Genomic DNA, 25,154 nt, shown 5'->3' on the forward strand with positions numbered 1-25,154 from the left:
AGCGAAGCGACAGCAACAAATGTTTTATCTGTGCGAAAGCGAAGCGACAGCAACAAATGTTTTATCTGTGCGAAAGCAGAGCGACAGCAACAATTGACATAACAGTCTTTCGAAAACACAAAAAGCATTTGGAAGTATCCCAAATGCTTTTTGTCATGCAATATAAAATTTGATTTACATAAATTCTTTTACTAACTCATTAAAATCATTTTCGCTCATTTTAATATCGATATCCGTTAATGGTAGCTCTGAATAGCCTGGTACTTTTTCTTGATAAGAAGCTGTTTCAGTATCTTGATAAATAATACCTGTTACTAAACCTTCATGCTCCATTACTGTACGCATGGCCATACCGCGGTCAGAATTGTCATAGTCCTCGATATCAGCAAGCTTCGTTAAGTTTTCTTTGAACCAATCGTACGTGTTCACTTTGTTATACGTAACACATGGTGAGAATACGTTGATGAATGAGAAGCCTTTATGATTAATGCCTGCTTCAATTAAAGCTGTTAATTCTTTAATATCTGTTGAGAAACCTTGTGCCACAAATGTAGCTCCACTTGTTAAAGCGACTTCTAACGGTTTTAATGACGGTTCAATCGCACCACCTGGCGTAGATTTTGTAATAAATCCTGCAGCAGAACGCGGAGAAGTTTGCCCCTTAGTTAAACCATAGATTTGGTTATCCATAACAACGTATGTGATGTCAATATTACGACGGATAGCATGGATAGTATGACCCATACCAATTGCAAAACCATCGCCGTCACCACCAGAAGCGATAACGTTTAAGTCACGGTTAGCCATTTTTAAGCCTTGTGCAATTGGTAATGCACGACCATGAATACCATGGAAACCGTACGAATTAATGTAGCCTGAAATACGACCAGAACAGCCAATCCCAGAGATCACAGCTAGCTCGTTTGGTTCAATTCCAACGTTAGCCGCGGCGCGCTGAATCGCTGCTTGAACAGAGAAGTCCCCACATCCTGGGCACCAGTTTGGTTTCACTGTATTACGAAAATCCTTAAATGTTGCCATTAGCGAGTCAACTCCTTCACACGATTTTCTAATTCACCTGGCAAGAATGGTGTACCATTATATTTTGTAATCGTCTCGATTTTATCGTGACCACCAATATTCATCTTCATAATATTAGCTAATTGACCTGTATAGTTATTTTCCACTACGATTACTTTTTTCGCTTTTGCTACAAGCGGTGCCAATTCAGCAGATGGGAATGGGTGAATTAAACGAATATGTGCATGATTCACCTTCAACCCTTGAGCATTTAATCGTTCTTGTACTTCTTCAATAGCTCCACGTGTTGAGTTAAAGCCTACTAATAAAATGTCAGCTTCTTCGTGTGGCACATTTGAATAGACTGGATTTTCAAATTTCAAGGCCGCTAGCTTACGGAAACGTTTATCCATTTGTACTTGACGGTTACCAGTCGCTTCAGATGGTTTACCTGTTTCATCGTGCTCAACCCCTGTTACATGGTGAATACCGTTTAACGTACCAGGTAGCACACGTGGTGAAATACCGTCTTCCGTATTTTCATAACGTTTGAAGTATGCTTTATCAGCCGCTTCTTCAATGTCGTCTGTAACAATTTTACCGCGACGAATTTCAATTTTACTGTAATCGAATGGTTCCACAGATTGTTTACCAAGAGATAATTGCAAATCAGTCATTAAAATAACTGGTAATTGTAATTCCTCGGCAATGTTAAACGCTTGAATTGTGTCAAAGAATGCTTCTTCCATTGTAGAAGGAGCAATCACTACTTTTGGAATCTCACCATGCGTACCATATAACATGGCCATTAAATCTGATTGCTCTTGTTTTGTTGGTAATCCTGTTGATGGACCGCCACGTTGAGTATCAACAACAACTAGTGGCTGCTCTGTCATACCTGAAAGTCCAAGTGCTTCCATCATTAAAGAAAGACCAGGACCAGCAGAAGCTGTAAAGGAACGAACACCACCAAAGTTTGCCCCAATTGCCATTGTCGCTGCAGCAATTTCGTCTTCTGTTTGAATAACCGTACCACCGAATTTCGGTAATTTTTTAATAAGGTATTCCATAATCTCAGAAGCTGGTGTAATTGGGTAGGCTGCCATAAAGCGTGTCCCAGCTGCAAGCGCACCTAGAGCTATTGCATCGTTCCCAATCATAAACATACGGCGTTTACCATCTGCTGGTGCTAAAGCCCATTCACCTACGCGATCGCCTAAAAGCTCATTCATTAATTCATGACCACGTGCAATGGCCTCCATATTTTTCTGAACAACTTCTTCGCCTTTTTTGCCAAAAATATCATCTACAACATTTTGGAACACTTCGTCCTCTAAATTTAGCAAGGAAGCTGTTGCTCCGATCGCCACCATATTTTTCATCAACGAAGTGCCTAACTCTGCGGCTACCTCTGTAAAAGGTACTGCAAATAATGGCGCTTTTGAATCTTCTGGCTGCACTGGAGTAAATTTTGAATCCGCTAAAATAATGCCTGTTTCTGTTAGTTCTTTATAATTGACGTCGATTGTTTCTTGGTCGAACGCCACTAAAATATCTAAATCATCCGCAATTGAACGCACTTCTGTTGGACGAACTGTAATTTTATTATTCGTATGGCCACCTTTAATTCGAGAAGAGAAATGACGATAACCATATAGGAAATAACCTAAACGATTCATTGCCATTGAGAAAATTTCTCCTGTACTTTCAATCCCTTCACCCTGTTGCCCACCGACTTTCCATGAAAGCTGATGTAACATGTCAACAACTCCTTAGATCCAATGTGTATACTATTATTTTTCCTTCATAAGTTTAACACGAAGAAACAGACTACACTATTGTTATTCCCCGATTTAAACGAAAATCAGACCTTTGACTGAAAATCTTGTTCAAGAAGTTGTAATTTTAAAACAGCCAAGCAGCAATTTCACCTTAGTGTAATGGTTGCTGACGCTTTGCTTCCTCTACAAAAGCATCGGCTCAATAAAAAAATTCCAAAGAATCATCAGTCTTCACAACTTCTATACAACTAAAGCACCCGATCGCACAACTAACCAGAGTAAAAATATTTTTAACAAAAATTGATTATTAAAAACTAATAAGGCTCGATCAATTTTCGGTATTTTTCTCCGTGTATCCAAATAAAATTCTTCATCATTAATATTAGCTCTGTGTGGCGTCTACGGTTATGTAAGTATTGCTATAAAAAAGCATATTAATATTTTTTACATTCCACAATTCCCTAAATTCATTAATAGGGACTTTTCTATTGTAGCTATTGTTTTCATCATTACAATTCAACAGGTGCCTTAATGATTCTGCAAGGTAGAAATACTCCTTGTCATATCCTACGACAGGGACAAAATGTAAATTATTACGATTCTGATGCACTTTAATAAAAACAATTACGGGAGTTCCTTTACTAACTTCGTACTTTAATGTATTTATATTCCCTTTGTAGTAGTTTGTTTGAAATCCCTTTTCTCTTAACACCGTACGGATTCCCTTTGGATATACATTGCCCGCTCTTGTTTTACTAGGGAAATTAGGATATAACTCTTCACCATCTGCCACTATTCCAAAATGACGCAACACATATGCTGTTGAAAATGCTGCACATTCCCTTCTGTTTTGTATACCTATCCTATTATTTCGTTTAATTAGATAGTTAGCCGGATAATCTCTTTTTCGTAAAACAGGTTTAGGTAATGTCATTAAATATGCATTAATGATAGTTGAAATAATAATCCATAAAATAGCTGTTCTAACTATAAACATACTACTTTCCCCATTTCTTTGCGTCCATATCGAGACAATATTCTTTAGATGAATCATTAATTAATTAATCCGTTTTTTTCTCAATTTCCAATCTATTTTGTTCCAAAGCTACTTTTTCTCGTTCTAACTTGATTTGTTCAAGTTTTACATCATTTTTCTTTTTTATATCATATATAGCACAGCCAATAAGTGCGACAAACATAATAGCTATCAAAGAAAAGTAATCCATTAACACTCATCCCCCTTTTTGCTTTACTCAATTTAACACTCATTATACATATTTTAACTGTTTAATAGTAAAAATTCTCTCAAAATTGTAACTTTTCTGCTCCATTCCACAACCCTTCGGTTATGAGCCATTTAACATGTGAATATGTAAAGATGAACTACGCAATCTATTTAAACGAAAAAAATGCCTTGCAACTTATTATGTGCAAGGCATTTTACTTCATTACTTTTTTATCGAATACGTTTTTCCACAAGGAGCTTTAAAGCTGTACGTTCCTCACCAGCAATTAAAATATCGGCAAACGCCGGGGCGCAAATTAAATCTGTGCCACTTGGCGCTACAAATCCGCGTGCAATGGCTACTGCTTTCACGGCTTGGTTAAGTGCACCTGCCCCAACTGCCTGCATTTCTGCTTGCCCTTTTTCTCTGATTACCGCGACTAATGCACCTGCAACTGAATTTGGATTAGAGCGTGATGATACTTTTAATGAATCCACAATTATTCCTCCCCGTTTCGCGAATATTATTTACGCTCAACAACTCATGTCCCCCTTTTTTTTGGACCTTAAGTTATTGTCGATAGGTCATTTTATGCTCGGCAGGAAGAAAATAGACTATTTTCATTTCTTATATATCGAAACAATCTAAAAAGACTGAAAACTTATACCAAGAATTACTTTGTCAATGAAATAAATTAAGACTCCATGGCACTACCACGGATGATTTTCGTTCCAGGCTACTCGCTTTGTTGATGCTGTCGCTTCGCTTTCTTGCAGAGCAAGGCTTCCTGTGGGCCGCTTCCTCCGCTAAAAGAACGAAGGCTGAGTGCGTCACGTCCTATGACACCAACATCGTGTTGGCCTCAGGGTCTCGCCGAGTAGCCTTCGACTCCAATTTGTGCAATTAAGAATGAACGCTTCTTGCTCTTCGGAAGGTGGACGTCGATAAAAATTAAAAGTTAGGTGATAAAACGCGAAAGTTGGTCGATAAAATTCAGAAGTTGGTAGATAAAACGTGCAAGTTGGTAGATAAAATTTAAAAGTTGGGCGATAACTCCTGAAAAGGTCCCGCTCAAACTAAAAAAGTTGGATGTCATTTTGTTAAAACGTATGTCATGCGGATAAGTTGATTGAAGTGGAGGCCAGGCGACTCCTCGAGGCAATTTTTGAACAAAAAAAAACTATTGTACATGTTTTCATACACAATAGTTTCTCGTTTTATGCTTGGAATGGATAATCTTCGTTTATATATACTCGTTCACAATGTAGGGCTTTTCCTGTTTTATCATCAATCTCTACAAAGAAGCCACTTAACACATCGCGTCCTTTTTTAGGCACTTCAAAACGAGATGGCATGTTTGTTTGGAATTTATAAATGACACTTTCCTTCGTCATCCCTAAGATTTCATCGTATGGACCTGTCATTCCAACATCCGTAATATAGGCTGTTCCATTTGGATAAATACGTGCATCGGCTGTTTGCACATGTGTATGTGTACCAACGACTGCTGAAGCCTTTCCATCTAAGTGCCATCCAAGAGCAATTTTTTCACTTGTCGCTTCTGCATGGAAATCCACGAATACAAGTGGTGACGTTTTATGTGCTTCTTCGATTAATTTCTCAGCCATCGCAAATGGATCCTCATGAGGAGGTAAAAATACTCGACCGTGTAGATTAATTACAGATAATGTCACACCGTTTTTCGAAATTTGTACCATTCCTTTACCTGGTGCCTCATTTGAAAAGTTCGCCGGGCGTATTAAATACTCTGCATCATCAATAAAATCAAAAATATCTTTATTATCCCAAGTGTGATTACCCATCGTAATAACATCCACACCCATTTGTAACAAATCATTATAAATATTACGTGTAATGCCACGACCTGCCGCTGCGTTTTCACCATTGGCAATAACAACGTCTGTGTTATATTTTCTCTTTAAGCGTGGTAAATATTTTTCCACTGCATCGCGGCCAATCGAACCAACGATATCTCCAATAAATAGTACTTTCATTTGACAAGACCACTCTTTCTTTAATTAGCACCTTTTAGTTTACCATCTACTCCTAGTAAATCGCAAAATAAAACGCAAACTCATCCTGGATTTGCGACTAAGATAAATTATTAAATTTCAATTATCTGTATATTGATAATAATATTGGCTTTTCGGCATGCTATATTTATTTAACACAACACCAATAATGTTGGCTTTCGAAGCTTCTAAGAGTGTTTTCGCTTTTCTTACATCCTCTTTTTCTACAACACCCGCACCAACGATTAATAACGAACCATCGCATTTATTAGATAAAATTTGAGCATCGGCTACAGGTAATAGCGGGGGGGTATCGAAAATGATAAGATCAAATTGATGATTCACCGCTTCTAAAAAACTATCCATAGTAGAGGATAACAGTAATTCTGCTGGATTCGTCGGGGTTGGTCCACTTGTAATGATAAACAACCCTTCCACAGATGTGCCCTGTAATACTTCATCATACTGACATTTTCTTTCTAATAGTGATGATAACCCAAATATATTGATAATATTAAATATATTATGCAATGTCGGTTTACGCATATCAGCATCTACGAGCAATACCCGTTTTCCTTCTTGTGCAAAAACAACACCAAGATTGGCAGCATTTGTTGACTTTCCTTCACCTGGTATAGAAGACGTAACTAATATCGTTTTAAGACCTTGCTTTGGCATAGCAAACTTAATATTCGTACGAATGGTCTTAAATTGCTCAGAAATCATTGATTTTGCATCTAAAACTGTAATAAGTTGACGCGGTTTTGTTAATAGTTTCTGGTTCTTTTTCTTTTTGGAACGAAGCATTTCTATGTCCTCCTAGCTTTACGGGATTTATAATTTTTTTCGGTGGGAAAAGCACCAACCAACCCCATAACAGGCAATGCTAAATCTTCAATATCCGACTCAGTCTTTATTGTTGTATTTAAAAACTCCAACAATAGAGCAAACCCTACACTAATTACAAACCCAATTACGGTACCCAAGACTATATTGAGTAATTTATTTGGTTTCACAGGGCTAGAATCTTTACTTATTTTTGCCTCCGATAAAATATTTATATTATCAACACTCATTAGTTTCGGGATTTCTTCTTTAAATACAGTAGCAACTGTATTCGAGATGGTAACTGCTTTTTCTAAATCCGTATTTAAAACTTTAATATTAACCACTTTGGAGTTACTTTCGCTTGTTACGATTATTTGCTCAGCCAACATTTCTGTTGTAATGTTTAGCTCAAGCTTATCAATAACTTTGTTTAAAATAGCAGGACTCTTAATGATGACATTATACGTATTGATTAATTGTAAATCCGTCTCTAACTGTTGTGCCTGGGCATACGCTTCTTGACCATTCACTTTTTGATTCACTAAAAATTGCGTTTGTGCTTGATAGATAGGCGTAATTACAAAGAAACTTATAGCAGTTGTAATACCAATCGCAACAATAGTAAGACTTAGAATAAGGTATATTCGTTTACACAGTATTTTAAATATTTTTTTTAAGTCAATTACTTCTTCCACCTAAATTCCCTCCCTCGTCAAACCATTGTCGTTGATGTTTAACTTTCGTATTATTCGGCACTTTAGTTCGATTTACTTCGATTCTTCACCAAAACATATATTGGATCGTATATTACGCTTCTCTTCAGGGCTTTCAGCTTGTATGACTGACGGAAAAACATTGCTACTTTCCCCGCTGGAAGTTTTGCTCTGTAGCAAAAAGCGTAGCCGAACAGCTATACTCGCCACCCTCCGCTCATGTACTTTTTTGTGTTAAAAACAGATTTAGGTGTTGAACCATTCATTTCAAAAATTCATTTGTTGATGGAATTATTAAACGTTTGTAATAGTTCTAACGTCTTTTGTTTATACGCTTCTACACCTGGCTGATCGAACGGATTAACTCCTAGTAAACTTGCACTCATTGCACATGCCTTCATAAAGAAATAGATTAAATAACCTATGTGATAGGCATCCAGTTTTGGGAGCATCAATTGAATGACAGGTACACCACCCTCTGCATGAGCAAGTGCTGTTCCATTCATGGAAAGCCCATTAATTTCATTGAATGTTCGTTTCGATAGATAATTCAAACCATCCTCATCTCGCACATCATATGGCACCTTACAATCATTATCTATTTCCTTAAAATGCAGTAATGTTTCAAATAGGATCGGACTTCCTTCTTGAATAAACTGACCTATAGCATGTAAATCAGTCGAATAATTAACTGTCGCAGGAAATAGACCTTTTCGCTGTTTCCCTTCACTTTCACCAAACAACTGCATCCACCATTCATGGAATTTACATAATGCAGGTTCAAATGAAGCGAGCAACTCCACTTTATACCCTCGTTCAAACATCAAATGTCGGAACACTGCATATTGATAGGCTTCATTACGCTCTAGCGCTGTATCTTGCAATGTTAACGCAGCATCCCTAGCACCTGCCATAAGCATCCGAATATCAACACCTGCAACCGCTGCTGGTAATAGCCCTACCGGAGTTAACACCGAATAGCGACCACCTATATCGGCTGGAATGTTAAATTGTCTATAACCTGTGCGATCTGCTATCTGCTTCAGACGTCCGTTTTCGGCATCTGTCGTCACAATGATTCTGTCAACAGCCTCTTCCCCATAACGTTTTTCCATAAACTGTCGCAACACACGAAATGCGAGTGCTGGTTCCATCGTTTCCCCAGACTTCGAAATGACGTTCACATACACACTTTTATTCGCTAAATATTGAAGCAAACTATTAATATAGGAACCACTCATATTTTGTCCAACATACATCACTTCAATACCATCAGTAGAACAAGTAAAATAAGGTGACAACGCATCTTGGATGGCACGTGCCCCTAAAAATGATCCCCCCACACCAATAACAACAAGTACATCTGCATACGCATGAATTTCTCGCTTAGTATCTTCAATACGCTGCAATAAAGCGCGCTGATTTACAAGAGGCACTTGTAACCAACCCGTTAACATCTCGCTACTCTCTGCTAAATGACGGTGAATCCACTCTACCTCCGCCTCATATATTGACCAATCTTGCTTCGTGATTTCAAAATTGAAAATGCTCATTTGAATAGTACGAATCGTCAAATCATCTCTTCCAATCCTATAATTTGGAATTCCTACTGGCGTAAATTATTTTAATTCGAAGTGACTCTCCCTAAGTTCCTAAGTTGCTCCACTTTATTTAACAGTAAATTGGTAACCGCTTCATGTAACTCATCACGATCCAACGCAAAATCAATAATTGTCTTAATAAAGCCAATATGCTCTCCAACATCATAGCGGTTTCCTTCTATTTCAAATGCAAATACACGCTGACAACTATTTAATGCTTCAATCGCATCTGTTAATTGAATTTCACCGCCCTTACCTTTTTTTTGTTCATCTAAAAAGGTGAAAATTTCAGGAGTTAAAATATACCTTCCTATGATGGCAAAATTTGATGGGGCATCTCTAAAAGCAGGCTTCTCGATAAATTCCCTTACTTCCATCAAACGGTTTTCTGTTGAAGCCGGGTCAATGATTCCATAACGATGAACATCAACATCTGGAACCTTTTGCACGCCTATAACGCTCGAATACGTTTGATCATATTGTTCGATTAATTGTTTCAGACACGGAATCTCATTTTTCACAATATCATCACCTAAAAGGACCGCAAATGGCTCATTCCCAATAAACTTACGTGCACACCATATCGCATGACCAAGGCCAAGAGGTTCCTTCTGACGGATATAGTGAATATCTACTTTAGAGGAGGCCTTTACTTTCTCAAGCATATCGAACTTCTCTTTTTTTAGTAAATTTGCCTCGAGCTCAAACGCATTATCAAAATGATCCTCAATTGCTCTTTTATTTTTACCTGTAACAATAATGATATCCTCAATACCTGAAGCAACTGCCTCTTCAACGATATATTGAATAGTTGGTTTATCGATAATCGGCAACATTTCTTTCGGCATTGCCTTTGTAGCTGGCAAAAAACGCGTGCCCAATCCTGCTGCAGGTATTATGGCTTTACGTATTTTTTTCATGCAATCTCCCTTCATGTAAGGCTGTCCTCTTCTACGGCATGTGTTTAATTATTCATTCGCGGGTTTATTTTACTTTTCAATATATTAATAACAGTTACTTTTTATTCAAATTTATAATTATCTTTTCCAACAAGATAGAAAGATAACACTTTTCACTTTACGTTCTCATTCCTACAGGCTGTTCAAGATGATGTCATACTAATAGGAATCCCCGCTAACCTTGTCCTGTTCCCATAGAAAAACACCTCCACGTTGATTTGATAAGGTACACTACCTGTTTTACAACGAAAGGTGTTTTTCTATGTCTCATTTTTTAAGTTAGCCTTTTCACCATTCTTAACTTGTCAATCTAGTTGAAACGTATTTTATCGAAATGTTAAGTAAGAAAATACACATCCGGTAAACAGCTTGAATTGACGTCATGCCAAGGTGATTTTTATAAATTTTCCAGTTCCACGTTAAACCTTTGAATTTATTTCTGCTTATGGAACCTGGTGTAATTCGATAATAGGCAAGTACTTCCTTCATTCCGTAAGCCTTAATCTCATAATCTTTTAAAATATCTAGCCAAAGAGCATAATCTTCATGCTTAGTCTTCTTGAAAAGTGGTTTAGCAATTTTACGTGTATCTAATACAACTGTTAAACATCCAAAGTAATTAGCACGCAATAATTTTTTATAATTTACTGGTTTTTTACATATCTTAACGATTTTCCGTGTTCGTTTATTACTTTCTGTTATTTCTTGATATTGTGTATAGGAAAAAGCTACATCAAGTTCCAGCATGAAATCGAGTTGTTTGGATAATTTTTCAGGATGCCACAAATCATCACTATCAAGAAAAGCTAAAAATTGTCCTTTTGCCTTTTCAATTCCAGCATTTCTGGCATTCGAAACACCACCGTTTTGTGTCAAATTAATAATCTTTATTCGACTATCCTTATATCCTAGTAGTATTTGGTGACTATTGTCTGTTGATTTGTCATTAATAATTATCAGTTCCCAATTTTTGTACGTTTGATTTAGAACAGATTCAATGGATTGACCAACATACTTTTCCGCATTGTAAACAGGCATAATAATTGATACTAGAAAGTTATTTTTATGCAATATACCATCCTATTTCATAATATTTTTAAATGTATAAGCAAGAATTAAATTAAATTTTAATGTATAACAAACTGCATAGACCTTAACGAATAAAGGTATCAATATTTTTGTTCGATTACTCTGACAGTATGCTATTACTTCTTTATCTGTCTTCAATCTAGCCATGAATTGCATTATCTCTCTATTCTGCGTTTTATCAATAGCCGCTGTTATTTGTGAAATGCTTGCACCCGATTTGACGTAGTTTTTTAGAGAACTATTAAACAAATGAAACACTAAGATAGCGTATATACTTGTCATATTCGAATCATTTCTTTTCAAATAATCAATGTACTTTTCTGCCAAATTTAAATACTGTTCTATAATTTCAGGTTTAGGTTGTTTCATGAGCGAACCATTTCGTTGCAAATAAAAATAAAAAGATGAATTGATACTTATTATTTTTTTTATATGCACTAAGTAATATAGATTAAATAGCTTATCTTCTGAGAATATCTCACTATTTGATTCAAATCGTATATGGTGTTCTTTAATAATCACATTTTTATACAATTTATTACAAACTTCATCCCCATGTTTGTAGTTAAAGAAGTATTCATAAAGGTATCCTTTTAATCCCAATTTTCCAATATCGATCTTCTCTTGCTTCATTTTCAAAAAATTCTTATCCATTTTATCGTCGTACACTTTCGTATAATCACATACTACTAATTGTGCTTCGTGCTGTTCCATTTCATGTACCATGGATTCAATCATATTCAACTCTATCCAATCATCGGCGTCCACGAATAGTATATATGCTCCACTGGCCATATCTAATGCAGCATTTCTAGCAGAAGACAGCCCACCGTTCGGCTTATGAATTACTTGAATCCGTGAATCTTGGACAGCTAATTCATCCACCATCTTTCCACATTTATCTGTAGAACCATCATTGACTAAAAAAATTTCTAGATTTGTATACGTTTGATTTTGAACTGATTGTACACATTTTTGTAAGTATTGCTCAACATTATAAATTGGAATAATGACACTGACTAACTTCATAGTTTCCCCCAATTTAAATTTTATAATTTTCACTCTAACTTTATCTGTTCACGGTACAGATATTCTTTTTCTGTCATACTGTATCGCCAAATAAGCGCTAGAAATAAAAATAAATATTCACTCGCAATTAGCGAAAGGAACATTAATGAAATTGAAATTGAAACATACGTCCCTAGAAGAAAAGCCTTTGATTTATCCATCCATACAATTGACATTATTCTAAAAAATAATAGCGCCCAAAATATAAAGAATAATACGGATCCAATTACACCCGACTCAACTAATATTTCTAAAAAAGTATTGTGCATATAAATTCCTTGACCAAAAAATTCTGCACTATAATCCCTAAAATTATATATACCAATACCTTGTACAGGGTTGTTTAAAAAGAGCGACAAACCATTGTTCCAGATTTCAATTCTGCCACTACCACCATCCTTACTAACAGATTCCATTCTTTTTATCAACATCTGGTAGATATCGATATGCATCACTTTTAATACGATAAAGTAACTTATCCATGTCATTATAGGTACGATAAAAAAAATTCTTATTTTTGTTTTCACATTAAAAAAAGCGATAGTAATAACAATCCCTACTAAGGTTGCTAATAACCCTCCCCTTGAAAAAGTTAGTATCGTTGTTATTAAGGCTAAAACAAATCCAATCTTTCCTTTTTTGTCTTTCATATTTGCTAGAAAAAAGAACAAGAAGAACGAGTTGGATACAACAAATATATTAGGGTCTGATAATATTCCGATTAATCGAGGCATACTTCTATCTAGCATTAAGCCATAAACTCTAATGCCATTCCCATAAAAATTATACTTATTTGAGATTAAACCAAAGAGATAAAACAATAATGAAATTACGTTATATAATATTCCTACTGTCCCAATTATTCGCTCAAATTCTTTTAATGTAATAGTAGAAAATAGAAATTTAAATATAAAGTAAGAAAAAAGACCAATGAATATAGCAATAGTCAAACGAAGACTTGCCATCGGATATGTAGAAAATACTCCAGTAAGACAGTAGAAAACATAGAAGAAAATCATAAAAGTTTCATGACTTTGAGGCTTATGAAAAACAAATTTACTAAGGGTAAGCATAAAAATTATTACCATCAATATCATATGTGGTTTTAACGCAAAACCAATGTTTACATTCAGGTTACCTAAAAAAACACTAAATACTAAAATAAATATTAGAAGATAATTATTGGATATTCCTTTTTTTTCGTAAATAATTTTTCTCACCCCTTACTACCTACTAACTCAAATGATATGCATGTCAATTGATAACCATTTGAATAGAGAACTTGGCGAATGACTGCATTGCGATAAGCTTCGTTTGTACAAACCATTGTGCTATTTACTACTTATATGAAGGTGAATTTCTCTTTATACATGGTGAGAATGTTATTCAAAAGAGAAAGTAAAAATTGACTACTTGGTGAAAAATATAAAAGTGCTAAACTTTTACACCTGATTTTAGGTAAAATTCAGCACTTTTAATAACGAGGAATATTTTAGTCAATCACATAAATTAAGTTTTAATCTGTTCAATATCTTTGATTGTTAGTCTATATCCAAGCATCATCAATAATTTCCACTATGCATTTTAGCTGAAGTATTTTCTGCGGATTTCGACATATTCACCGACTAGGCTACTCGCAGCCAAGTGTAATAGTGATTTAATGGAATATTGCGGAAAAACACGCTCCAAAACGCCTTTTCATCATTTGCTCCCGATGATTTGTCCACTTTACTAACTCTTTTACAAAATGACGACCTTTTTCGTCTGCGTTTTTCTAACTTCTATCATCCTAAATATTGCTTTTCAAAATACTGTTGATATTGTCCACTTATAATTTGATCCCACCATGTGTTGTTTTCAACATACCATTGAATCGTTTGAGCAATGCCAGTTTCAAATGTGTATATGGGCTTCCAACCTAATTTCTCTATTTTAGTAGGGTCAATGGCATAGCGTTTATCATGAGCTAAACGATCTGTTACATACTTTATCAGTTTTTCCGATTTCCCTAATGTCTTGATAATCGTTTGAACAACTTCTAAATTGGTGCGTTCATTATGCCCACCAATATTATATATCTCTCCATTGACACCTTCATGTAACACCAAATCAATGGCCGTACAATGATCAAAAACATGTAACCAATCTCGTATGTTTTGTCCATTACCATATATAGGAATCACTTCATCCTTTAACACACGAGAAATAGTTAAAGGAATTAATTTTTCTGGAAACTGATATGGTCCATAGTTATTCGAACAACGCGTAATATTCATTGGTAATCCATATGTTTTATAATAAGCACGAACTAAACAATCAGAAGAAGCTTTACTTGCACTATATGGGCTATTTGGCAGTAATGATGTCTCCTCTGTAAAAAAAGTAGATGGTTCAAAATCCAATTCCCCATAAACTTCATCCGTAGATACATGGACGAATTTTGTAATGCCTACTTGTTTTGCTGCTTCTAATAATACTTGTGTCCCTAATACATTTGTTCGAACAAATACCGATGGATCTGTAATTGAGCGGTCTACATGACTTTCTGCTGCAAAATGAACTACATAATCGAATTGTTCCTTCTTAAAAAAAGCCATCACTAACTCACGATCTACAATATCCCCTTTTACAAATGTATAGTTATCATTTGTTTCGAAAGCCCGATGTTTACCTAGATCACCTGCATACGTCAATAAATCTAAATTATAAATTTCATAGGCAGGATACTTACTAATTAAATATTGAATAAAATTACCACCTATAAATCCTGCACCACCTGTAACTAATATTTTTTTTACCACAATTCCTACCTCTTTCAATGTATTGTTATAAGTGAATGATCCAAGGCATTTGGTATTTCCAGCAAATACTTACCATATTCTGTTTTCATAAGTGGTTGAGCAAGCTCTAACAATTGCTTACTTGTAATATACCCGCTTCTAAAAGCAATTTCTTCAATGCATGCGATATAAAGCCCCTGCCTCTTTTGAATAGCCTCAACAAAATTAGAAGCTTCAAGTAAAGACTCATGTGTTCCTGTATCAAGCCAAGCTAAGCCACGCCCCGCAATTTTGACCTTTAATTCGCCCATTCGTAAATATTCTTCAAGAATAGAGGTGATTTCTACTTCCCCGCGCACTGATGGCATTACATTTTTGGCAATCTCAACGACTTTATGATCAAAAAAGTATAAGCCTGGCACTGCGTAAGAAGATTTGGGTTTTTCCGGCTTTTCTTCAATTGAGATGGCATTCATCTGCCCGTCAATCTCTATTACTCCATATGCTCGCGGATCATTAACATAACAGCCAAAAATAATACTCCCAGTAGATAAGGTTGCAGCATCTTTTAGTCGACTACTCAAATCGGAGCCGTAAAAAATATTATCCCCTAATATTAATACGACAGGGGAATTATCAATAAATTTTTCTCCAATAATAAAGGCTTCGGCAAGACCGTTGGGATATTCTTGAACAGCATATTCGAAATGCATCCCTAAATGACGTCCATCACCTAATAGCTCTTTAAATCCTTCAAGATCTCGAGGTGTAGATATTATTAAAATCTCTCTAATACCCGCAAGCATTAAGACCGAAAGTGGGTAATAAATCATCGGTTTATCATATACGGGTAACATTTGCTTTGAAATCGATTTTGTTAACGGATAAAGTCGAGTCCCTGAACCCCCAGCTAAAATAATACCTTTCACCAAATTTCGCCTCTTTCTTTTTTATTGCTCAATATCGTTATTTTTCGTTTTTATCATCTAACTAATTCATGAATATCTAACATTTCTTTAATTTTACTAATATCGTTAAACATCATGACGTCAACTATTGAAAGGCCAGGCATAAAATCATTTGAGTATTGTTTGTATGGTGTTAGTATTGGTTGAATAAATTGAATTTCCAAATCATTGTCTATATATTTTTGCTGATTGTAAAAATCCTTGCCACCAATCGCATTAATATAGGTAGTCGCATTTAATGCCCTAGATACTTTAATTCCCCATTCATCTGCTGCGTTAGCCTCTTTAATAGTAGGGAATTTTTGCGACAGAATAGTAATACTCGTTTCTATACCTAATAATGCGCAAGTCTTTCTTAGAATTAAAGTAATGAATTGACTTAAATTGCTGTTACTATTTGTTAAACAATCCGTTACGAATTCCATAACATTCATAAAATACGGCGCGTTTTTATAAAATATTAATTGATTAAGAATCTTTTCTTGCCAATTTATATTACTATTTATGATAATGTCTTTAATTTTAGTTTCTCTAGGAGCTTTACATACTGGAACATTAAAATATATACTTTTTCCATGCTCACTCAAGAGTCGGTTCCTATTTATCCAACTTCTTCTCGTATATTGAGCATTATCAAAAATGACAAATTCATCTACTGAGTGTATCAGTTGGAAATATCCTAGATACGGAAAAAAATAAGGTTGCATTAAGGCTATCTTCATTCTAAGTGTCCCTTCTTACGTTAATAAAACTACTAATAGGTATCTTGATAATCCTTGAATACTAATTTTATAAAGATCAAATTTTGGAAATTCGAGGAACGAAGTAAAGACTTTGTTCACTTCCATTCCAATGAGATAATTAATTAAATTAAAAAGTCCTGCTTCTATATTATCTATGACTTGCAAACTTTTGTTTTATAGATAACTTGTACACTATTCTTTCAAAAGTATACAAATTTTATCTACATCTTCTAGCATGAGATCCCCATACAATGGTAATGTTAAAACTCTCTCTGCAATATATTTTGCCACAGGTGTATCTTCAGCATTGAACTTATCTTTGAAGCATTCAAAGCTATACGTTAAAGGATAAAAATACTTTCGGGAATAAATATTATGTTTCATTAATTTCTCATACACTTCATCCCGCGAAAGTTGGAATCCATCAAACACTACAGGAAGGTATGCATAATTACTCGACACGTCTTTTGGAGGGGACAGTAATTTAATACCTTTGATATCACAGAGATGTTCAACATATCTCTCAAATACTTTCTTTCGCTTCCCTATTTCCACATCTATATTTCGGAGATTACACAAACCCATAGCTGCCTGAAATTCATTCATCTTAGCATTACCACCTGTATACTCAATTGTTTCAGGTCCAGTAATACCAAAATTTTTATAAATATTTAATAAGTCTTTTATGTTAGAATCTTTAATGGTTAACGCTCCACCCTCAATAGTGTGAAAAACTTTAGTTGCATGGAAACTAAACATGGAAGCATCACCAAAGTTTGCAACACTTTCACCACCTACTTTTACCCCAAAGGCATGAGCAGCATCATATATGACCTTTAGATTATATTTCCTTGCTATACTTTCAATCTCTTTTATATTACATATATTTCCGTACACATGAACGGCTATAATAGCGGAAGTTTTATCCGTTATTAACCTTTCAATATTATCTGTTTCTATGGTGTAATCATTAAGATTAATGTCCGCAAAAACTGGTGTTAAACCTTTTCGTACGATTGCATGCGTTGTCGATGCAAATGTAAAAGGTGTGGTGATGACTTCGCCAGTTAATTGAAAAGCTTCAATCGCGTATTCTAATGCTAGGTGCCCGTTAGAAAATAGCGTAATATTTTTTGTGTTCAAATATCGTTTCAATTCAGTTTCTAAAGCATTATGCTTTACACCCATATTGGTCAACCAGCGGCTATCCCAAAGATCTCTAATTTCTTCAGAGAACTCTATAAAACTAGGCATTGATGTCTGTGTTACTTGAATAGGCTTCATATATTCACCTTCTTGACGCTATTTATTTTCACAAATGAATGCTCAACATTTACCTTCACGAAGTTTGTGATATGTTCCATTTTCTCTAACATGTCATTTTCTGAAGGAAATTGTAGTATCATAGTGCCCAATTTTTCATTAGATCCTGAAAATGCTTTAATGTGTCTTTTTGATTTAACTAGCAATTCATATTCAACAATGCCATTTGCTATTTCATCATGCATTTCCACATTTATAAATACTCCGCTAGTTTCACTGTTCAATACATACACCGACCAATATCCTTGTGGTTCAACCATAGTCAAATCATTACAATCCTCACCTAAAGCCGCCTTAATTGTATATTCGATCATATCTACACCAGTTGCATATTTTGTTACTTGCGGAATCCAATCGCCACCATTTCTGGCAGCTATCTCAATAAGATAAATATTTTCTTGTTCGTCCACTCGAATATCAAAATTATAGGCACCTGATTTCATATTGAGTAAAGTCAACGCTCTTTGAATCTCTTTATGAATTTTTTGTTGAATATGCTCAGACATTGTGCATGGCCAGCTTGAACCAACTGGGACAAATGGATTTGGTGATGCTAATGTAGGAAAGTGCTCATTCGTAAAACTACGAAAAACAAGCTTTCCATTTACAGAAAAACCATCCCCCCCAACATGGTAACCATGCTTTTCTATATACTCTTCCACAATAAAACGTTTCACTTTCGAAAAACTTAAAGCGTACTCTATTTTTTCCTGCAAAATGTCAATGGAATCTATTTTTGAGACTCCTCTACTACCTGAAGAATCAACAGGTTTTATCATTACAGGCATGTTAAAATTATGAAAATCAGCTTTAGCTTCTTCCACTGCTCGATAGCCCTTTGCTTTTGGAACATTAAAATTATTATTCTTCTGAAACTCCCGAAACAAATCCTTATTTGACAATATCTCTACAGATTCATAAGGATGTGACGGTAGTCCTAGCCTTTCAGCAACATAAGCCGCAGTAGGTGCTGCAGGATCAGACGCATAACTAACTATGCCATCAATGTTTAACCATTTTGCTAATGATAAGACACCTTCCTTATCAGTAGTGCTGACATTATAGTAATCATGCGCATATTGATGCCCTGGATTTTCTTTTATATAATCACAAGTAATAACATAGTGGCCCATTTCTCTTGCTTTTTTTATTGCTGGAATTTGAGAATGTGCACCACCAAGCATTAATAATTTTTTCATTCTGTGGCCTCCTCATTTACAATAATTTTAGTAGTTGTATTCCTTCTAAACAGACCTTTTATAATCGATAGTAAATAAGTAAAGGCATCAAAATTAAATACTTTTGCTAACCCTACATATAAAACGATCCCTACAATTATTTGAATAATGAGCGTCACACTGTCAGTCAACCCAATCAAGTGGATTGGAAAAACAATAGCCCCCATCACTAAAGATGTTAGCAAGGATGGTTTTATATCTCTCCACTGTTCTTGAATGCTATAGTTTAATAATAGTAAATTTGGATATGCGTTTATAAAAGCCGATAAAATTCCAACTCCGAGCACTCCTAAAGCCATCATTTGAACACCGAATGGAATACTGACAGCTAAAATAATCAATCCTAATATAGTTTTCACAATTTCTAGTTTTAAAAAAATATCACTACGACCTAAAGCGTTAATTGCTTGTAAATTTGCAGTATGTATAGGCCATAATGCATAACTAACACAAAAAATTTGTAAGAATGGTACGGAAGGTAGCCATTTTTCTGTTAACACAATTTTAACTAAAGGCTCTGCAATAGCGGCCAGTCCGAACATCATCGGAAAAATTACAAACGAGCTCATAACGATGGAACGACGTACCATAACCTTTACTCTTTCTGCATTATCTTGATGGAAGGATAAGGTAGGAAGCATTACAGATTGTATGGAACCATTAATATTGTTAATAATTACGCTAGGAAATTGCTCACCCCGATTATAAAAACCCAATATTGCAGGGCTAAACATTTTACCAATTAACAGATTTCGAATATTCGAGCTAAGGGTATCAATTAATGATGAAGCCAATAACTTCCAACCAAATGTAAATAGGATCCTAATTCTTTCCATCGAAAAGAGAAATCTCGGTCGCCAATTTACCGTAAACCATAAAATGATCGTTACTATTAGTTGGTTTGTAATTTGTTGTCCAACTAAAGCCCAAACACTATATCCTGCATAGGCCATAGTTATACCAACAACACCAGATATAATGACGGCTCCCAAACTACTATAGAACAGTTTTTTAAACTGCATATTTCGTGCAATAACTGCATGTTGAATTGAATTAAACGCACCGAAAAACAATGTAAAGGAAAGAATTCTTAAGACAGATACTAGTTGAGGTTCTGCAAAAAATGAGGCTATGAAAGGGGCTGTAAAAAAGAGGATGATATACAGGTTAGTTGCAACAAATAAGTTTAAATAAAATACAGAGGAATAATCCACCTCATCTACATTTTTTCTCTGAATCAATGCTGTGTTAAATCCACTTTGCACTATCACACCAGCTAATGTTATGAAAATTGCTACTAAAACAAGTAACCCAAAGTCCTCTGGAAGAAGTAAACGAGCTAATATAATCATCACGATAAATTGAATTCCCTGTGTCCCTCCACGTTCTAATAGCTTCCATAATAGAGAGGAAAGTACTTTAGATTTTGTTATATCATCGTCCAATTTATGATCCTCCTTCTAACAAATCTAAGAAACTTTGAGATACTTGGACTATATTGATCTATAAATAGTATTGATTTTTTCTTAAATCCTAAATTTAAATATAGCTCTCTATATTCTCCCGTCTTTGCTTCTTTAAATTTTCCCTGCTCAAGTAAAAGAAACAACTGGGTACTTTTCTTTTTCCTATCGATAACATCTCCATATTTATAGTTCGTATATAGGTTTATTTCATCCAACATATCTTCTATTTCACGAAAATGCTGCTTTTTTGTTTCTATATCAGAAAAGGTTCTACCTGTCCAAGAAGTACTATCCCCTACTCGATACGAAGACATCAACTCATCCATATAGTACACCGTACCTAGCAATGATAAATAAATAACTAAAGGGTAATCGCCAACAGGGGCATTTACAAGAAAATCTGGTCTCTCTTTTCTAAACTTTAGAGGATAAAACATAGAATTTGTTAGAAAAAGGCCTCCTCCTCCTTCGATGACTTCTTCAACTGAGAATTCCTTATTTCCTTTATTCGGACGGTTATATAATTCAAATTTCTTATCAGAAGCATTTACTACATTTCCTCCATGAACACATAGGCTACATTCAGGATGCTTCTCCATATAATCGAATTGTTTTTGCAATTTATAAGGGTCTAACCAATAATCATCCCCCTCACAAATTGCAATATATTTCCCCTTTGCTCGGATCATGTTAAGATGATCTACTGAAACACCTTTGGAATACTGATTTTCTGTTTGATAGATAGGCTTTATCAAATTAGGATATTTCTTTTCATACTCTCTAATAATGTCTGCAGTTCTATCTGTCGAGGCATCATCATGTATTAATATTTCAAATTTGAAATTTGTTTTTTGCTTTAAAAAACTATCAATCGCATCCGCTATATATTGTTCGTGATTATACGCGAGACAGTGAATACTGACCAAGATCTTTCCCACCTGATTTTCTCCCCCTGATTGTAGAACTAACTGTTTTTTTCTCAATCAATAAATTTAATCAATTCCGCTTTATAGCGATTAATTGTTACTAAAACCAAAACAGGAAGGTATATTTGATTTTTATCCTAATATACGAAGTTAGTTTATACTTTATTCCACCAGCGTCGCATTAAAATAATTCAACGCGTTTCTGGAAACGAATTTTCTGCAATATTATCTAGACATAAAAAAATCCTTTATAATGGTTGGGTGGTAGTAAATCATCCAAATCCAAAATAAAGGACATAAGCATGGATAAGTTTACACAAAAACATCTGCTCCCTCTCTGTTAATTCTAAACACCTATTATTTCGTTTGGTGCTTTAAACATAATCCTTTCATATTTCATCATTAAAATACCATCACTGTAGTTGCCTATTTTCTTCACATTCGTTTTACCATTTATATTGTTTACTAATAATTCAAGGAAGTTTACACCGCACCCGTAAGCACATATATAGTTCGCACCAAACCTAGGATTAATTTCCCCTATATAATATTCTCCATTAACCTTGAACACATCTACATCAATAGGACCAGTAATATTGAGTTTATTAGATAAATCTTCAATAAAGTCAAATAACTTCTGATCCTTATAAGAAATGACTTTATCAGCGCCACCTATAGTCATTGAGAGTTTTTCCTTTGCAAATATCGATACCATTTTTTGTGAATAAATATCAATATATGCATCTATATCATACTCAGTACCATTTAAAAACTCCTGTATTATATTTTTATGTCCATTATGAAAACTCTTTTCTAGTTCTTTCATATTAGTACATTTAATAACTCCTCTACTACCATCAGCACTATTTGGTTTGACTATTACAGGGAATGATATTTTATTTTTACTATAATCATCTTCAAACGTTTCTAAATCATTGTATGACTTTGCACAACGAATCCCATTTGTTGTCAAAAATTCATACGTTAAATACTTGTTATCGCAAATCTCTGCAGCACTTAGATTAGGTAAGATTGGGATAACCCCAATTTCTTTAAATTTATCAATATTTTTAGAAAGAACCATTATATCTTTATCTAACATGGTTAGAATTGCTTTAACATCATTCTCTTTACAAATTTCCAAAAGTTCTTCAACATAATTATCATCTTCTAGTGATGGTACTATATATGAATTTTCCACTGAATATAAGGCTGGTAGTATATTTGAATTTCCTGTAGCTATTATCCCCATGTTAAATTTCGCAAATTCACGATTAAATACTTCTAACATTTCTACTCTTCTTCCTGGACAGCTAATAAGAATATTCATCCGCCATTTCTCCTTTTAAGTTCATCTTGGCCTATAAAAAAGGCATTTTATTATCTTTGGATCTATATATTCTTTTGTTAAAAGTACAGATTTATAGTAAAAAAAATATTTTTGAATCAAGCCAAAAACTAATACCCGTTGCTGGGATGATTGCTTTTTTGACTTTCTTCATCGTTAATTACTTGTTTGTTATAAAGCTTATCTGTAATTGTTTTAACTTTTGTTGTGCTTGTTCCTTCGTTCTAGCTACTGTACCAAAGTAAAACTTACATTTTGGCTCTGTTCCGGAAGGGCGAATCGCTATCCATGATTGATCTTCTAATATAAACTTTAAGACATTTTCTTTAGGTAATCTAATTGAAGAAATCAAGCCACCTTGATGAATGGCTTGTTGCGTTAAGTAATCTTCTATTACCATTACTTTTTGACCTGCAATGTCAAATATTCTATTTTCCCTAAAGTTTTGTAGTAAAGCTTGCATTTCCTTTTGACCAGAAATGCCTTCAAATATTTGTGACTGTAATGCTTCTTGATAATAGCCATATTTATTAAATAAACTGTCCAAAACATTTAGTAACGTTTGTTGTTTTGTTGCATAATAGGCTGCCATCTCTGCTACTACCAACGCAACTTGAACAGCATCTTTATCACGTACAAAGCTTTGAACCAAGTAGCCATAACTTTCTTCATAGCCGAATAGGAATATTTTTTCCTCCGATTTATCATACTCAGCAATCTTTTCTGCAATATATTTAAAACCTGTCAATGTGTTCACAGTTTCAACTCCGTATTGTTGAGCAATTACTGCACCAAGTTCAGAGGTAACAATTGTTTTAAGTAATACGCCGTTTTCAGGTAGCGCATTTTTTTCTTTTTTCGCCTCAAGCAAATACTGTAAGATTAGTGCACCTAGCTGATTTCCTGTTAATAATTGATAACCTTGCTTTGTTATCACTGCCACACCTAATCGATCGGCATCTGGGTCGGTTGCTAATAGTATTTGTGCATCTGTCTCGTTACCTTTTTGTATTGCATACATAAAGGCTGCTGCTTCCTCTGGGTTTGGATAAGAAACCGTTGGAAAATCTCCATCTTGCACGGCTTGCTGTTCTACAATATGGACATTTGTAAAACCAAATGCTTGTAAACCTTGTTGTACCGGTATTAGCCCTGCACCATGTAAAGGTGAGTAAACAATTGGTATAGAGAAGTCGATATTTGTACGTTGTTTTAAAGCGAGTAATTTTTCTTGATAGGCTTGGTCAATATTAAGTAACACCCATTCTACAGTTCGATGCTGTTCTAATATGTGCCATGGTGTTGTTGGAATGTCAAAAATATTTTGGATATCATCGAATTTTTCAACGATAGTTTGAATGGCAGATGGCGTAAGTTGTGCCCCGTCCTCCCCATAAACTTTAAAACCATTATATTGTTTTGGATTGTGACTAGCAGTAATGACAACTCCTGCAAAAGCGTTTAAATACCTTACTGCAAAAGATAATTCAGGTGTTGGGCGCGCATCGCGAAATACGAATACTTTCACCCCTAATGCCCCCAGCACTTGAGCTGTTTCAATAGCAAAATCCTTTGAGAAATGCCGTGTATCATAAGCAATAACAACACCACGCCGTTTGGCTACTTCCCCGTTTTCTGTGATATACTGCGCTAGCCCGTATGCAGCTCTGCGAATTGTGTAGATATTCATCCGATTTGTACCTGCACCTAACACACCACGCATACCTGCTGTACCAAATTGTAGGTATTGATAAAATCGATCTTCAATTTGTGTTGCATCATTTACAATGGCTAGTAATTCTTTTTTTAAATGGGAAGGAACAGTTTCCTTTATCCATTGCCTGTAATGATCTTCTACTTTCCTCAATATGACACCTTCTGTTCATTTAATAATTCCAATGGCATGTAAATCTGTAGAGACGTTTATATTCCTAGGCCCAAGTTGTATCGGGCTACGTAATACTTTATATACCATCCACGATATCAATAATGACATTAAAGCTTTCCGTATTTTTTACTTACATATCTCTTAATATAAGTTCAC

The 25,154-nt window shown here is 34.9% G+C and carries 22 protein-coding genes; all 22 read right to left on the reverse strand.

What is annotated here, in order from left to right:
* Positions 1-174: 174 nt before the first annotated feature.
* Positions 175-1,041, reverse strand: a complete 867-nt coding sequence (locus MWJ95_RS22550) for a 2-oxoacid:ferredoxin oxidoreductase subunit beta (RefSeq protein WP_249073038.1) — start codon at positions 1,039-1,041, stop codon at positions 175-177.
* Entirely contained in the window at positions 1,041-2,780 is a 1,740-nt protein-coding gene (locus tag MWJ95_RS22555) for a 2-oxoacid:acceptor oxidoreductase subunit alpha (RefSeq protein WP_249073039.1), read from the reverse strand. Before MWJ95_RS22555 ends, MWJ95_RS22550 begins: the two co-directional genes overlap by 1 nt.
* 403 nt (positions 2,781-3,183) lie before the next feature.
* Positions 3,184-3,798 (reverse strand): cysteine peptidase family C39 domain-containing protein, encoded by a 615-nt coding sequence (locus MWJ95_RS22560; RefSeq protein WP_249073040.1) that lies wholly within the window; start codon positions 3,796-3,798, stop codon positions 3,184-3,186.
* A gap of 64 nt (positions 3,799-3,862) precedes the next feature.
* Positions 3,863-4,027 (reverse strand): hypothetical protein, encoded by a 165-nt coding sequence (locus tag MWJ95_RS22565; protein WP_249073041.1) that lies wholly within the window; start codon positions 4,025-4,027, stop codon positions 3,863-3,865.
* 230 nt (positions 4,028-4,257) lie between these two features.
* Positions 4,258-4,524: a stage V sporulation protein S gene (locus MWJ95_RS22570; RefSeq protein ID WP_004224903.1), complete on the reverse strand. Its 267-nt coding sequence runs from the start codon at positions 4,522-4,524 to the stop codon at positions 4,258-4,260.
* A 720-nt stretch (positions 4,525-5,244) separates the two neighbouring features.
* Positions 5,245-6,042 (reverse strand): TIGR00282 family metallophosphoesterase, encoded by a 798-nt coding sequence (locus MWJ95_RS22575; protein WP_249073042.1) that lies wholly within the window; start codon positions 6,040-6,042, stop codon positions 5,245-5,247.
* Between the two features lie 117 nt (positions 6,043-6,159).
* Complete coding sequence (locus MWJ95_RS22580; RefSeq protein WP_249073043.1) at positions 6,160-6,867, reverse strand: CpsD/CapB family tyrosine-protein kinase; 708 nt, start codon at positions 6,865-6,867, stop codon at positions 6,160-6,162.
* Positions 6,868-6,869: 2 nt separating this feature from the next.
* Positions 6,870-7,583 (reverse strand): YveK family protein, encoded by a 714-nt coding sequence (locus MWJ95_RS24665; RefSeq protein ID WP_249073044.1) that lies wholly within the window; start codon positions 7,581-7,583, stop codon positions 6,870-6,872.
* A gap of 293 nt (positions 7,584-7,876) precedes the next feature.
* Positions 7,877-9,175, reverse strand: coding sequence for a glucose-6-phosphate isomerase (locus tag MWJ95_RS22590; protein WP_249107280.1), 1,299 nt, complete (start codon positions 9,173-9,175; stop codon positions 7,877-7,879).
* Between the two features lie 50 nt (positions 9,176-9,225).
* A complete protein-coding gene (galU, locus tag MWJ95_RS22595) occupies positions 9,226-10,122 on the reverse strand; it encodes a UTP--glucose-1-phosphate uridylyltransferase GalU (RefSeq protein ID WP_249107281.1) in 897 nt (298 codons plus the stop codon).
* Between the two features lie 336 nt (positions 10,123-10,458).
* The gene (locus MWJ95_RS22600; RefSeq protein WP_249107282.1) at positions 10,459-11,232 is read right to left on the reverse strand and encodes a glycosyltransferase family 2 protein; all 774 of its coding nucleotides are present in this window, start codon (positions 11,230-11,232) and stop codon (positions 10,459-10,461) included.
* A gap of 9 nt (positions 11,233-11,241) precedes the next feature.
* Entirely contained in the window at positions 11,242-12,279 is a 1,038-nt protein-coding gene (locus MWJ95_RS22605; protein ID WP_249107283.1) for a glycosyltransferase family 2 protein, read from the reverse strand.
* Between the two features lie 29 nt (positions 12,280-12,308).
* Positions 12,309-13,538, reverse strand: a complete 1,230-nt coding sequence (locus tag MWJ95_RS24670; protein ID WP_249073049.1) for an O-antigen ligase family protein — start codon at positions 13,536-13,538, stop codon at positions 12,309-12,311.
* A gap of 564 nt (positions 13,539-14,102) precedes the next feature.
* Positions 14,103-15,122, reverse strand: a complete 1,020-nt coding sequence (gene rfbB / locus MWJ95_RS22615; RefSeq protein WP_249073491.1) for a dTDP-glucose 4,6-dehydratase — start codon at positions 15,120-15,122, stop codon at positions 14,103-14,105.
* 11 nt (positions 15,123-15,133) lie between these two features.
* Positions 15,134-16,027, reverse strand: coding sequence for a glucose-1-phosphate thymidylyltransferase RfbA (rfbA, locus tag MWJ95_RS22620; RefSeq protein WP_249073492.1), 894 nt, complete (start codon positions 16,025-16,027; stop codon positions 15,134-15,136).
* Between the two features lie 53 nt (positions 16,028-16,080).
* On the reverse strand, positions 16,081-16,788 hold the full coding sequence (locus MWJ95_RS22625) for a WbqC family protein (RefSeq protein WP_249073050.1): 708 nt from the start codon (positions 16,786-16,788) through the stop codon (positions 16,081-16,083).
* Positions 16,789-17,001: 213 nt separating this feature from the next.
* On the reverse strand, positions 17,002-18,093 hold the full coding sequence (locus MWJ95_RS22630) for a DegT/DnrJ/EryC1/StrS family aminotransferase (protein ID WP_249107284.1): 1,092 nt from the start codon (positions 18,091-18,093) through the stop codon (positions 17,002-17,004).
* Positions 18,090-19,331 (reverse strand): ATP-grasp domain-containing protein, encoded by a 1,242-nt coding sequence (locus tag MWJ95_RS22635; protein ID WP_249073052.1) that lies wholly within the window; start codon positions 19,329-19,331, stop codon positions 18,090-18,092. Before MWJ95_RS22635 ends, MWJ95_RS22630 begins: the two co-directional genes overlap by 4 nt.
* Complete coding sequence (locus tag MWJ95_RS22640) at positions 19,328-20,815, reverse strand: lipopolysaccharide biosynthesis protein (RefSeq protein ID WP_249107285.1); 1,488 nt, start codon at positions 20,813-20,815, stop codon at positions 19,328-19,330. The genes MWJ95_RS22635 and MWJ95_RS22640 overlap by 4 nt, the downstream gene beginning before the upstream one ends.
* On the reverse strand, positions 20,800-21,774 hold the full coding sequence (locus tag MWJ95_RS22645) for a glycosyltransferase (RefSeq protein ID WP_249073054.1): 975 nt from the start codon (positions 21,772-21,774) through the stop codon (positions 20,800-20,802). Before MWJ95_RS22645 ends, MWJ95_RS22640 begins: the two co-directional genes overlap by 16 nt.
* A 334-nt stretch (positions 21,775-22,108) precedes the next feature.
* Positions 22,109-23,092, reverse strand: a complete 984-nt coding sequence (locus tag MWJ95_RS22650) for an ATP-grasp domain-containing protein (protein WP_249073055.1) — start codon at positions 23,090-23,092, stop codon at positions 22,109-22,111.
* A gap of 178 nt (positions 23,093-23,270) precedes the next feature.
* Positions 23,271-24,977 carry a phospho-sugar mutase gene (locus MWJ95_RS22655; protein ID WP_249073056.1) on the reverse strand — a complete coding sequence of 569 codons (1,707 nt, stop codon included), beginning with the start codon at positions 24,975-24,977 and terminating at the stop codon, positions 23,271-23,273.
* Positions 24,978-25,154 lie beyond the last annotated feature (177 nt).

It is taken from the genome of Lysinibacillus sp. Bpr_S20 (genome assembly GCF_023337835.1).
Taxonomy (GTDB): domain Bacteria; phylum Bacillota; class Bacilli; order Bacillales_A; family Planococcaceae; genus Lysinibacillus.